The organism is Acinetobacter sp. GG23 (assembly GCF_057766365.1).
Window position 1 is genome coordinate 328,336 of record NZ_JBYMDJ010000003.1, and the last position, 12,704, is coordinate 341,039.

Sequence of the window (12,704 nt, forward strand, 5' to 3'; positions counted from 1 at the left end):
TTATCACTTCATAAAATTTCACAAGGATTAAATAGTATGGCTCGTAAGCGTACAGTTAACTATGCAGTTGTAGATATAAAATTATTGAAAGAAGGTGTAACACCTGAAACTTATATAGCTCTTTTTGAAGAACTGCAAAAGAACTACAGAGAGATACCATTAACACGTAATAATTATTTAAAGCTCCGCTCCATTAAACCCATTAACGACAATAATTTGGTTAATGGGTTTACTGGGGAGGTCTTTAGAAGTAATGGGCTCACAAACGATTGGTATGATGAAGATAAAGATGAAAGAAACCGTAATCAAAATGTTGGTGAGAGTTATATTCCATCAAACTTAAAAGCAAATCCGAGATTTTTTAAATTTGTATTTTTTCCATTGCATCAAAAATTAATTTGCGAAGTAAAATATCCAGAGAATCAGATTAGTGTGAGTACACTATTAGATTTTCTAACGAACTTAATTATTACAGATAGACTGCAAGCTCAATTTGGTCGAATCGTAGTTAGCATTGTACCTGAAGTAATTACCGCTGAAAAAATTGCACATTGTAAGAAGCTTAAAAGAGTTCACTTAAGCATTGAAAGACCATACGCTGAAAACCCTACTGATTTAGAAAAGAAAATCCTTTTAGAAATGACCGATCAAAATGTTGAAGTTTACATGCAGACATTGGTGGCCGGAAAAAATAATTTTTTATCTATAAATCAGAAGGTAAAAGATTTAATTAAACTTGCAACGGATTATGGTGTTGTTGAATATAAAATCGAAAACGAAGAGGGATTGATTGAAGATAAAAGTACAGCAGAATCATCACCTTTAATTGAAAGAGTCCAATATGATCCTGATGATACTGATCAGCATTATTTAATTCAGGCAAAAGGTCTTGAAATTGTTAGTAGTATACAAAATGGATAGTTTAAATTTTATGAGAAGCATTTATGCTTCTCATATTTTTTATTTTGTTAATTGCATAATAAACATGGATTAAATAAAAGCTGAATTTATCTGGGTTTTTTAAATCCCTAAAACAACCTGATAAGGCTTAAATCCTTCCAATACGGCATCAGCAACCAATTGATTAAAGGACTCAGTTTTTCCAAAGGCCATCCATTGATCCAAAGCTTCATAGTAGGCAAGACGATTCTCAACTGTAATCACACAAGGTGGATAGCCAGCTTTCATTAACTCTAAATTCATGAGTAGGCGAGAGGTGCGACCATTACCATCAATAAAAGGATGTATGCCTACGAAGTCTGCATGCACTTTTGCTGCTCGTTCAATAGGATGTAATTGGCTAGATTCTGAATTATACCAATCTACGAACTGAGCCATCTTATCATTTAGTAAAGTGTAATCTGGTGGCGTGTTAGTAGCACCTGAAATGAGCACATTCTGCTGACGGTATCGACCAGCGTTGTCATCATCAATGTTTTTTAAAATCAGTTGATGAATGTTACGAATTTGCCATTCAGAAAAAGGCTCTTCTTTTTTGATGATATCTTCAACGTAGTAAATCGCATTACGATGATTAATCGCTTCAAAGTGTTCTCGAAGCGCTTTGCCACCTACAGTAATTCCTTCAAGAACAACTTTTGTTTCGAGTAGAGTAAGTGTATTGCCTTCAATCGCATTGGAGTGGTATGTCCAACGCAGAATCAAATCTTCTTGTAAATTTTTAACCATAGCACCAGACAAGGGGCGGTATCGATCCAATTTTTCTTTTAAAGTATCAATGGTTTCATACATTGCTTTGTCCCTAGATGGAGTTATTTACTATTGAATAATCATACCTTAAAGCATACATCTATCCATTATAAACCTATCTATAATAGGTACTATTGATAAGGGTACATGCTTAAAATATGAAGAATGAAGGTTTTAGATTTTATATTCTCGGTTGAGTATCAGTGCTCTTGCATCATTAGGAATTAATACACCTTCTATCAAATTCATAGCCTTACGTAAATCAGTAAATGATACTTGAACATAGCCATCAGTTACATCATTGGCATTATCTTCACTAGTGTGATTGATGAGGCGTTTAATCGTATAACTTCCGATAGCTAGGCTGTTAGCAACTGAGCTAAATGTACGGCGTAAGTCATGGAAGGTGAAGGGTACCCCACATTCTTCAGAAATTTTAACTCGTACTGCTCTACGGTCACTTATATGAGAATTCCCACTACGATCAGTAAAAACATATTTTAAGCCAGTGGCATGTTTTTTACGTTCTTTCATTATGTGCCATAGAAGATCCCCCATAGGTAACATTAAATCTTCTCCATTTTTTGTATCAGTAACTTTGATTGTTCCAAATGCCAAATCCACATTTAGCCATTCCAACCTTTCTGCTTCAGTCCGTCTAAATCCAGTTAAAGCTAAAAGTAATAAAAAATCCTGATTGGTATAAGCTCTAAAATCATTATTTTGTTCACCGACCCATTTCGAATTAACCACTGCATTAGCCCAAACTTGATGTTGCTCAGACCTTATATAAGTACGTCTGCGTTTAATCTTATTTAGTGAATTATTTTGGGTAATGATCTTAGCTGGATTTTCAGTTGTGATGATATATTCATCTTTATCATTTAAATAATGCTTTGAACAATAGTTAAAGAGTGCATGTAAAAATTTAACCGATAAATTTGCTTGTGCAGGACTCCGCTTAGATAGGCTAGAAAAACGATCTAAAAGCATTTTCTTGGTAATAGATGTTAGTTTTATTTCAGCCCAATCCTGATAATAGTCATTAATGCAAATATCATAAGCAGTCAGTGAGGATTGAGAGAGGGTTCTGTTTTCTTTATAAAAAATATAGGCTTCATGAAGGGAGGGGATTTGTTTGCTATTAGCATTGTCTTGCTTGATAGTAGCCGTTGTTTCCTTCTTTATATTATTTGGATTAATTCCTTTAGCAATCATGAGTAGATATTCACGTGCTTGTTCACGCGCCTGTACGACCGTCCAGATACCATGCTGCCCTATAGTTACACGGCAGGTAACCCCACCAGGTAGTTTTTTTTCAACAATATAGCTTTTGGTTTTAGTAACACGTAAAGCAAAGCCGGGTAGTTCTGAATCTTTATAAAAAGTTTGTTTATTAAGAGATAGAGGAATATTTTCTACGAATGTTTTAGTGAGCTTATATTTTTCTGTTGCCATGGATAACTAACTGTTTATGCAATAATTAGCTATAGTAGGAAATATAGAACAATATTACTAGTGGCTACATGGTGGCTACATTTAAGAATTTAATAGATTTGTGTAGAAATTTAAGATTGTCTATTTTGACATAAGTTTTTGTAATTATTGATAAAATAAACACTCCGAAGATGCCGCTGCATGTCATTACCCTTGAACCCTAAAGTTCAAGGTGGACGCGGCGCATACTTGCTGGGTTACCTACACGAAGGCAGGCATACACTCTAAATATACAGAACGCATCCGGGGATGTAGATATCGGCTCAGGGGAATCTGACTCGCTGGCGAACATCTCAGAGATGAAACAAGTATAACCAATAATCGCGTATTGGCAAATCATCCGTGTGCAGGAACTGTAAACTTAGATTTCAACTGCCGATACTTTACCCGATTTTAACAAAAATTAAGCCAAATCATCCACATCTTCTAAAATGGTCGCCAATAAGCGTTCGCAGTGAGCGTACTCTTGCAACGATTTATTCATCGCGAGCACTTCTTGCATCAACTCCAGCGCAACCATAATAATAAGTTTGGTTGGCTCTAGACGTGGGGCTTTACGACGAAAATCATCATATTTTCCATTTAACAATTCAGCCGCACGTTCCAAATCAGCCTTTTCAGTTTCAGTGGTGGCTAAACGAAAATTATGTCCCAATACGCGCAGCTCAACAGCAATTTGTTCACTCATGCTTAAATGTCCTCATTGGCTTCTGTCGGATGGGCAAGTTGTTGAATTTCTTGCGCGTGCTGGTCTTGAGCAGTTCCTAAAATAGACAAACGCTGAATAATGGCTTCAACCTTAGCCTTGGCATGTTCATTTTTTTGTAACAATCTTTCTCGTTCCTGCTGCAAACCCTGAATTTCTTGTTGAGCAAGACGTTGTTCATTTTGCATTTTTTCTTTAATGACACGTAATTCATTACGTTCAGCCAGAATTTCCTGAAAACGATTTTTAAGATCAGTACAACTTTTTTCCAAACGGCTATAACGGTCTGCTAAAGAGCTCGCATCTGTATTCAATTGTTTGAATTGAGACCGTGCATCACTTAATTGTTCACTCAGATCGTCTATTTCTTCTTGTTTCTTGGTGATAATGCCGTTCTTTTGCACAATTTGAGCGTGGTGATGCTCGGCAGAATTTTCTTTTGCCGCGGTGAGTGCACTATTTTCACTTTCATAATGCGTAAGTCGCGTTTTTAAAACGCCAAGATGCGCCTGTAGACGCTGTAATTCTTCTAACATATCGTAGTCGCACAGTATTGCAAACAAAGGTAATATATACGAAGTATAGAGATTGGATAAGCGAATGCAAGACGATATTTCAGGTTGGTCGGAATGGCACCACAATTTTTCAAAAATTGAAGAGATTTCAAGCCCAAGTGAGTTACATGGGTTACTTACAGGTATTGTTTGTGTTACTCAAGCACCTACCAGTGATGAATGGCAACAAATTTTAGCAAGTCTTGAAATTCCAGCATTGGATGAACATGTTCTGAATCTGCTCGCAGATGAAGCGGAAGATATTGCCCATGCTTTATCAGATGATGAACTCGACTATTTACCTCTTCTTCCTGATGACGAGCACGTTCTTGCGGATCGTGTACAAGCGTTGGCAGACTGGTGTGCAGGGGTTGTACTTGGTTTTGGTTTGGCTTCAGGTCACATCCGTCAAGATGAAGTCGAATGGGTTGAACATCTTCAAGATGTTGCAGCAGTTGAGTTTGAAGAATCTGATGATGACGAAGAAGGTGAAGAAAGCTATCAGGAGTTATATGAATTTGTACGCTTAATTCCTGTCAGCTTATCATTGGGACGCAAGAAAGTAGAAATTGCAGAAATACCTTTGCTGAAAAAGATTCAGCCTCAATTGAAAAGTGCAGCGCCTACAGAGCCAAACAGTGTTGTAGAAATGTTTACCCCCCATCGTCCGAGCTAATTCGGGCGATTCTGGTTCAACAATAGACCATTTAAAAAGTTATAAACTCCACTCATAAAAGACAAAAGTAAACTTAATGATGAAACTGACTCAAGCAGATTTTCAGGAACGTCGCGACCGCCTGGCAGAAGAAATGGGTCCGCACAGTATTGCGATTATTGCCACCAGTCCGGTTGCCATGCGTAACCGTGATGCAGATTATAAATTTCGTGCGGACAGCAGCTTTTTTTACCTGACAGGATTTGCAGAACCTGAAGCAGTGGCTGTCATTGAGACTTTTGAGTCTATTGATGAAGGTTATACTTATAGCTTGTTCTGCCGTGAACGTAACCGGGAAATGGAAATATGGAACGGTTACCGTGCCGGTGTAGATGGTGCAGTAGATGATTATGAGGCTGATGAAGCGTATGCCATCGATCTGTTAGATGAAGAGATTATCGAGAAATTGCTCGATAAACAAAAACTGTTCTATCGGATTGGCCAGCAAGCTGATTTTGATGCACGTGTAGCAAAGTGGGTTGCTGAGGCAAATGGTGAATCACGTCGAGGTACGTCAGCGCCTGCACATATGATTCAGCTGGATCGTATTTTAGATGAAATGCGTTTGCACAAATCTACAAAAGAAATTGCCTTGATGCAAATTGCATCGAATATCAGTAGTGAAGCACATATGCGTGCCATGCAAACGGTTAAACCAGGCATGATGGAATATGCACTGGAAGCAGAGCTAAATTACATTTTTGGCAAAAATGGCTGCGTTCCTGCCTATAACAGTATTGTTGGTGGCGGTGCCAATGGCTGTATTCTGCATTATGTGGAAAATGACAAAGAACTAAAAGATGGTGATCTGGTTCTAATTGATGCAGCAGCTGAATATCAACTGTATGCATCGGATATTACCCGTACTTTTCCGGTTAATGGCAAGTTCAGTCCTGAACAGAAAGCTTTATACCAAGTTGTACTAAAAGCACAACTAGCTGCGATTGACGCGGTACGTGTCGGCAATTCCTATAAACAACCGCATCATATTGCTGTTCGCATTATGGTTGAAGGTTTGGTGGAGCTTGGCTTAATGAAAGGCGATATTGAAGAAATTATCCGTACTGAATCCTTCCGTCAGTTCTATATGCATGGTACGGGGCACTGGTTGGGTATGGATGTGCATGATGTGGGTTCATATAAAATGGACGGTGAATGGCGTACCTATGAAGAGGGTATGGTCGTTACCGTTGAGCCGGGCTTATATATTGCACCAGATGATGAAACGGTTGAGACGAAATGGCGTGGTATTGGCATTCGTATCGAAGATGATGTGGTCGCTACTGAAAATGGGCCACTCGTACTCACCAAGGATGTGGTGAAAACAGTAGAAGATATTGAAGCATTGATGGCTAAAGCGAAAGTAACCTAAGCGAGTTTCATAGTGAGTTAAAAGCCGGTCAGATGATCGGCTTTTTTATTAAAGATGCATTATCTTTGAGTGAAACATTTATATATTTTAAGGAGAATTAACTTGATTTAGGAAGAAAATGTGAACGCAGGATAAGCATTCAATCAAAAGGCAATTTAATTTACGTTTATCAAGCATAACTCGAATAAAACCAACCCAGTTAAAATTTAAGTTCTAAAAACTGACACGAATTCAACATAGGAAATCGGTTTTTAGCATCAAAGCAACATATTAAAGCTGATTTTTTTCTCATACTTTCTTTGATCCTCAAATAAACTTAAAGAAGAGCAGGAGAAAAATTATGAGATTAAACACTATAGACTGGATTGCTTATGCTTTAACCATTATTGGTGGCATCAACTGGGGATTAATTGGTGCATTTGATTTCAATTTGGTCGCTGCAATCTTTGGTGAAATGAGCCCTCTATCTCGAATTGTTTATGTCTTGGTTGGTTTATCTGCACTTTATTTGATTTATACAGCTACTAAATTAGGTAAATCAGTACATCATGAGCCTCAGACAAGAGTAATGCGTTAGCAGAGAGTAGGATCGAATACAAAGACTAACTTGGATCCTAATTAAGTCAATTCTTCCGTAATTTATATTATTGGCTTATTTTAATAACTGAGTTGATCTGGAAAAAACGGAGCTTAAGCTCCGTTTTTTTTATGAGAAGAGCTAAAACTTATATATTTCTGTTTACATTTTATCTCAAAAGGCAAGTTAGATAGCCGAAATTTACCGACAATCGAATATCACTTACAAGCGAAGCGCTAATTCATTATAAAAATGAAAATCTTTGAGGTAATATAAAATCAATCAAGATTATAAGTATCTAAAACTTACTAGATACGACATAAAAGGATCAAGGCATGCAGCAAGAAGTGATCATCGTAGGCGGTGGTATGGTGGGGCTAAGTTTGGCCTTAATGTTAGCTAAAGCAAACATTGGGGTAAAGCTGTTAGAAGCCATCAAATATCCAAATTATGATGATGCCAATCTTGCGCCGTATCACTCCAGTTTTGATGCGCGAAATAGCGCATTATCCCGTCGTAGTGTACAAATTTATCAAGAACTGGGTTTATGGAATGCCTTACAAGAACATGCTACGCCTATTCTGGAAGTCAATATTACTGAACAGGGCAGTTTTGGTAAGGCACGTTTAAAAGCAGATCAAGAAAAAGTCGAAAGCTTTGGCCAGGTAATTGAGAATGCCTGGTTGGGCCGTGTGCTGCTCACTGAAGTGCAAAAACAGCCCCTGATTGAATTAATTGATGGTGTACAAGTCATTTCACTCACACAAGATACTGATCAAGCTCATATCGAAGCTGTACGTGGTGAAGAAAGCTTCTCTCTGCAAGCTAAACTGGTCATTGCTGCTGACGGTCGGGACTCTTTTTGCCGTCAAGCTCTTGGCATTGGTGCAGATGAGTATGATTATGATCAGGTCGCTATTGTTACGACGGTACAAACCTCGAAACCCCATCACCATGTTGGTTTCGAACGTTTTAGCCATTTAGGGCCTCTGGCACTTCTACCTTTACCGGGTGAATATCGTCGTTCAGTGGTGTGGCCAGTGAAAAAAGGTACAGAAGGTGAATGGCTCGGTGAAGAAAACGATCAGCACTTCCTAGATGCTTTGCAAGAAACCTATGGCGACCGGGCAGGCAAGTTCCAAAAAACTGGTCGTCGTTTCAGTTTCCCATTGTCACAAGTACTTGCTGAAAAACAGGCAGTCGGTCGTGTAGTATTAATGGGCAATGCTGCACATACGATTCACCCAGTTGCAGGGCAGGGCTTTAACCTGTGTATGCGAGATGCTTATGTATTGGTACGCTCTCTGATAGAGCAATTATCCAAATCAGAAGATATTGGTGAGCCAAGTATGTTACTTGCTTACGAGCAGGCACGATTAAACGATCAACAACGTGTGATCAAGTTTTGCGACAGTGTGGTACGTGGTTTTAGTAATCAAAATCCAGTGCTCAAATTGATCCGTAATACCGGATTGCTTGCTTTTGATATGATTCCGGGCGTTAAGCCATTGGTAGCAAATTATGCAATGGGGCTAAAAGCATGAGTGACGTTCTGGAGGTGTTAGATGTCGTTGTGATTGGTGGTGGCCTGGTGGGTGGCTTAACCGCATTGTTGCTGGCTCAAGGTGGTGTTCAGGCGACTGTACTCGATGCCGCACCTATTTTAGATGAACAAAAAGTTCTTTCTATTACAAATCCGCGTGTTTTGGCCCTTAGCCAGGCCACGATTCATTTGCTCAAAACAGTGCATGTGTGGGAAAAGCTTGCACGTCAGATGCCCTATAGCGGCATGCAGGTCTGGAATAAAAATGGTTATGGTGAAATCAATTTTGGTCAAGCCAGCCAAAATACACCTGGTGCTGAACATACGTTAGGTTCGATGGTTGAGCCGAGTATTTTGAATTTAGCCATTCAGCAAAAAATGCTGCAACAGCTGCAAGATTACCGTACCCAAGTCAAAGTCATACGTGTAGAACAGGGTGTAGGGGTTTGGCATATTCACCTGGCGGATGGTACCGAGCTTAGAACCAAACTGGTGATTGGTGCAGATGGTGCAAATTCATTTGTCCGGGAACAAGCCTTTATTGATCTGGACATAATGGATTACAAGCAAGCAGGTTTAACTTGCGCAATTCGAACTGCACAGTCCCACCAACATGTGGCCCGTCAGATTTTCCTTGAAACCGGCCCCTTGGCATTTTTACCGATGGCCAGTTTAAAGCCGGAACAAAACGGCTATTGGCAATCGATTGTCTGGACATTACCTGATGATTACGCAGAAGAATATGCAGCTCTAGATGATGGCGCATTTACTGAACTTTTAACGCGCGAGAGTCATCACATGTTGGGTGAAATATTAGAAGCGACACCACGGGCACAATTCCCGCTTAAAGCACGTGCCGCACAGCAATATGTGAAAGCTGGTTTAGCCCTGATTGGCGATGCTGCACATGTGATTCATCCTCTTGCAGGGCAAGGGGTGAATATTGGTTGTCTGGATGCAGCAATTCTATGTGATGCATTACTGCATGACAAAAAGCGTGGCGTATGGGCACATGAACAGACTTTGCAGCGTTATGAACACCGTCGTAAAGGACAAAATGATGCCATGATGCATAGCATGTCTGCGATTGGCTGGATGGAAACCGCACAACTTTTCCCAGTGGTTTGGGCGCGAAATTTTGGCTTAAAACAAGTGGAGCAACATGCTGCCTTAAAAGATGCTTTTATGTCGCAAGCGAATGGATTACAGACTCTAAAAAACACTTGTTATGCAGTTTGAGCCTGAAATGCTGCTTTTTGTACAAATATTTATATAAGTTTACTTTTTTGATTAAAAAAGATACGATTTTTTTGTATTTCACTCTATCCGAAATGATCAGAGATTGCTAAATTTCTTCCTAATTCAAAACCAATTCACATTGGAACGCTAGACATTATTTATGGGGAGAAACAGCCATGACAGATATGAATGACTACGATGAAGTAGAAGAATCTGCAGTAGATGAAGATGAAGCGAAAGCTGCTGAAAAAGGTGCATCTGTCAGTGAAGTTACGCCAACTGATGGCGATGTGGCTGAGGCAGAAACTTTAACCGTGACGGCTAAACTTAAAAAGCGCCAAGCCTTAGAAGATGAACTTGCTGCTTTTCTTGCTCAAGGTGGCCGTATTACCGAAGTTCCTGCAGATGAATCTGCTAAGGGTTAATGGTCTAATCCTTGATTTTGTCCAAGGCTATAAAAAAGCATCACACAAGTGATGCTTTTTTTGTTTTTAGTTATGCATTTTAAACATTAGCGGTGAGTTCTAAAGCACGTTGATAGGCTACTTTCTTTTTAATGCCCGTCAAATCAGCGGCCAACTGTGAAGCTGCTTTTACCGATAAATCTTGCAATAAGCGAGTCAATAACTGATCCAGTTTTTCTTGATCTAAATCCTTTTCTACCGTTGCACCCCCAATGACTAAAACAATTTCACCTTTTTGCTGGTTATGATCGGATTCAATCAGTTGAATCAAATCGGCCAAAGTCATTTTTTTGATGGTTTCAAATGTTTTGGTAATTTCACGGGCAAAGCCAACCGGGCGGTCTGCACCAAAAATATCAGCCATATCTTTAACAGAATCTAAAATGCGATGAGGCGCTTCATAAAAAATTAAAGTTTGGGTTTCATCTTTCAGTTTTTCCAACTGAATTCGGCGCTGGGATTGACGAGAAGGCAAAAAGCCTTGAAAACTGAAACGGTCGCTCGGTAAACCGACAGAACTGAGTGCGGCAATTGCAGCACAAGCACCCGGCACAGGAACCACACGAATATTTTGCTCTTGCGCGGCACGAACCAGTTTAAAGCCCGGGTCACTAATCAGCGGTGTCCCTGCATCACTAATTAAAGCCATATTTTCGCCATTCAGCAATCTTTGAATCAATATATCTATTTTGTTGCTTTCATTATGCTCATGACACGCAGTTAGGGGAGTTGATATATTATGATGCTTTAATAATTGAGCAGAAGTACGCGTATCTTCTGCCGCGATAATACTGACTGACTTTAAAACATCAATCGCACGATAAGTAATGTCATCTAAGTGCCCAATTGGGGTCGCTACAACAAATAACTGAGCACTCATAAGGTTTCTCCAATGTTGGATAATAAAAATAATTTAATGGACTTCATGCTGTATTGCATTTTTAACCATGCACAAGCTGAAGTATGGGGCATTTTACCTGAATCGGGTCCCAGGGCGCGAGTCGGATTAAGCGTCAAACAGGGTTTTATGAGTGCTTATCAAGCATCAGGCCAGAAAACCCCGATTAAATTTGTAAACTCGGATACAAAACAAATCGCCCAGCTGTTAAAAATAAATGTCAATAAAAAAAACCAAATGGTGATTGGGTCTTTAGCGCGCAATGAAGTGGAAGGCTTAATCAAGAGTAAACCCAAAGTTTGTGTTTTTGCTTTAAATGAAGTGACCCACCAAGCAGATCAGGTAGGGCAGTTTAGCCTGTCCAAGAAAGATGATGCTTATAGACTAAATCAAATCTTGCAGAAGGATAAAATTAAGCAAATTTATGTATTTCGCCAGCCGGGAATAGAAGCCGACAGTGAGCTTTTTGTCATGTCCTTAGTTTCAAAAATAGATTATCCCTTAACTGTGGTCGAGGAATTACCTGAAAAGTTGAATAAAAAAAGCAGTTTATTGCGAATCGGAAATAATCAGTGGAGCAATAGTCTGGCAAAGTTACCAAATAAAAATATTTATGTAGGGTGAAATGGCATTGAACAGCAACAAGCGATTCCCCAAAAATTGAAGTTTTGTGAGGTACCAGCTTTATATAATCTGGCAGGCTCAGATGTGATTGAAGCTTATTCGTGTCAACAAAATCCTGTTGCCATGCCATATAAACGGCTACAAACCTTTGGTGTTGATGTTCGGCATATTGCTCAACAATATCTTGATGAACCAAATTTAAAAAGTATTGAATTTCAAGGGCGAACAGGGCTGATTCAAATCAGCAATCCTCATATTCAGCGGCCTCCACATTGTTTTGAAAATACTAGAAAAGGCATTAGGAGCTTGTAATGACAAAAAATATGCAACTCAATTTAAATTTAGGACAATGGGCTGAACAGCAGGCTTTGGGGTTTTTACAAGCACAAGGTTTTGTCCTGATTGCCATGAATTATCATTGTCGTTATGGGGAAATTGACCTGATTGTAGAAAAGGATCAAGAATTGATCTTTGTAGAGGTGAAAGCACGCTCTGCAACTCAATATGCACAATCATGTGAAACAATTTCACTCTCTAAACAAAAGAAGATTATGAAAGCAGCATTATACTTTTTAAATAGTCATCCAGAATTTCAACAATTTTATTGTCGGTTTGATGTGATTTGTTTTGATTTTTTTCAACAATTTGCAAAAACCATACAGCAAGATTTTTCTAAATTCACTTATGATCAACAATGGATAGAAAATGCTTTTACTTTTGATCAAGAGTTCATTAACCTTTGAACAAAATCAGAGCGTAAATGCTGAAATAAAATAGAATTGAAATTAATGATGAGGAGTCTTGC

The 12,704-nt window shown here is 39.0% G+C and carries 15 protein-coding genes and 1 other RNA gene; 10 read left to right on the top strand and 6 right to left on the bottom strand.

Translation table 11 applies throughout. The features are described 5' to 3' along the window. Positions 1-36: 36 nt before the first annotated feature. Complete coding sequence (locus AC3CAU_RS07680; protein WP_447054208.1) at positions 37-921, top strand: DUF4747 family protein; 885 nt, start codon at positions 37-39, stop codon at positions 919-921. Positions 922-1,020: 99 nt separating this feature from the next. On the opposite strand, the gene AC3CAU_RS07685 is transcribed toward AC3CAU_RS07680, so the two are convergent. The 5 genes from AC3CAU_RS07685 to AC3CAU_RS07705 all read right to left on the bottom strand — a co-directional run bounded on the left by AC3CAU_RS07685 (position 1,021) and on the right by AC3CAU_RS07705 (position 4,449). Next, complete coding sequence (locus AC3CAU_RS07685; protein ID WP_447054209.1) at positions 1,021-1,752, bottom strand: Fic family protein; 732 nt, start codon at positions 1,750-1,752, stop codon at positions 1,021-1,023. Between the two features lie 132 nt (positions 1,753-1,884). Continuing rightward, positions 1,885-3,168, bottom strand: a complete 1,284-nt coding sequence (locus AC3CAU_RS07690; RefSeq protein WP_447054210.1) for a site-specific integrase — start codon at positions 3,166-3,168, stop codon at positions 1,885-1,887. Between the two features lie 158 nt (positions 3,169-3,326). Next, positions 3,327-3,510, bottom strand: a non-coding RNA gene (gene ssrS, locus AC3CAU_RS07695) — 6S RNA. Positions 3,511-3,610: 100 nt separating this feature from the next. Beyond that, positions 3,611-3,895 carry a cell division protein ZapA gene (locus AC3CAU_RS07700; RefSeq protein WP_131213774.1) on the bottom strand — a complete coding sequence of 95 codons (285 nt, stop codon included), beginning with the start codon at positions 3,893-3,895 and terminating at the stop codon, positions 3,611-3,613. 2 nt (positions 3,896-3,897) lie between these two features. Beyond that, positions 3,898-4,449, bottom strand: a complete 552-nt coding sequence (locus tag AC3CAU_RS07705; protein ID WP_131213772.1) for a hypothetical protein — start codon at positions 4,447-4,449, stop codon at positions 3,898-3,900. A gap of 64 nt (positions 4,450-4,513) precedes the next feature. On the opposite strand from AC3CAU_RS07705, the gene AC3CAU_RS07710 reads away from it, so the two are divergent. From AC3CAU_RS07710 to AC3CAU_RS07735, 6 genes are all read left to right on the top strand, one after another. Beyond that, positions 4,514-5,143 (top strand): UPF0149 family protein, encoded by a 630-nt coding sequence (locus AC3CAU_RS07710; RefSeq protein WP_447054211.1) that lies wholly within the window; start codon positions 4,514-4,516, stop codon positions 5,141-5,143. A 79-nt stretch (positions 5,144-5,222) separates the two neighbouring features. Then, complete coding sequence (gene pepP, locus AC3CAU_RS07715) at positions 5,223-6,554, top strand: Xaa-Pro aminopeptidase (RefSeq protein ID WP_165493996.1); 1,332 nt, start codon at positions 5,223-5,225, stop codon at positions 6,552-6,554. Positions 6,555-6,894: 340 nt separating this feature from the next. After that, positions 6,895-7,131: a DUF378 domain-containing protein gene (locus tag AC3CAU_RS07720; RefSeq protein WP_131213766.1), complete on the top strand. Its 237-nt coding sequence runs from the start codon at positions 6,895-6,897 to the stop codon at positions 7,129-7,131. 335 nt (positions 7,132-7,466) lie between these two features. Further along, on the top strand, positions 7,467-8,675 hold the full coding sequence (gene ubiH / locus AC3CAU_RS07725; protein ID WP_131213764.1) for a 2-octaprenyl-6-methoxyphenyl hydroxylase: 1,209 nt from the start codon (positions 7,467-7,469) through the stop codon (positions 8,673-8,675). Beyond that, a complete protein-coding gene (locus AC3CAU_RS07730; protein WP_131213762.1) occupies positions 8,672-9,913 on the top strand; it encodes an FAD-dependent monooxygenase in 1,242 nt (413 codons plus the stop codon). Before ubiH ends, AC3CAU_RS07730 begins: the two co-directional genes overlap by 4 nt. Before the next feature lie 176 nt (positions 9,914-10,089). After that, positions 10,090-10,338: a hypothetical protein gene (locus AC3CAU_RS07735; protein WP_131213760.1), complete on the top strand. Its 249-nt coding sequence runs from the start codon at positions 10,090-10,092 to the stop codon at positions 10,336-10,338. Between the two features lie 79 nt (positions 10,339-10,417). Here the strand turns inward: AC3CAU_RS07735 and rsmI are convergent, their stop codons facing one another. After that, positions 10,418-11,257, bottom strand: a complete 840-nt coding sequence (gene rsmI / locus AC3CAU_RS07740; protein WP_447054212.1) for a 16S rRNA (cytidine(1402)-2'-O)-methyltransferase — start codon at positions 11,255-11,257, stop codon at positions 10,418-10,420. A gap of 12 nt (positions 11,258-11,269) precedes the next feature. Between rsmI and AC3CAU_RS07745 the strand changes: the two genes are divergently transcribed. The 3 genes from AC3CAU_RS07745 to AC3CAU_RS07755 all read left to right on the top strand — a co-directional run bounded on the left by AC3CAU_RS07745 (position 11,270) and on the right by AC3CAU_RS07755 (position 12,642). Next, complete coding sequence (locus AC3CAU_RS07745) at positions 11,270-11,899, top strand: penicillin-binding protein activator (RefSeq protein WP_424621481.1); 630 nt, start codon at positions 11,270-11,272, stop codon at positions 11,897-11,899. Between the two features lie 84 nt (positions 11,900-11,983). Continuing rightward, on the top strand, positions 11,984-12,211 hold the full coding sequence (locus tag AC3CAU_RS07750; RefSeq protein WP_424621479.1) for a hypothetical protein: 228 nt from the start codon (positions 11,984-11,986) through the stop codon (positions 12,209-12,211). Next, on the top strand, positions 12,211-12,642 hold the full coding sequence (locus AC3CAU_RS07755; protein ID WP_424621477.1) for a YraN family protein: 432 nt from the start codon (positions 12,211-12,213) through the stop codon (positions 12,640-12,642). The genes AC3CAU_RS07750 and AC3CAU_RS07755 overlap by 1 nt, the downstream gene beginning before the upstream one ends. Positions 12,643-12,704 lie beyond the last annotated feature (62 nt).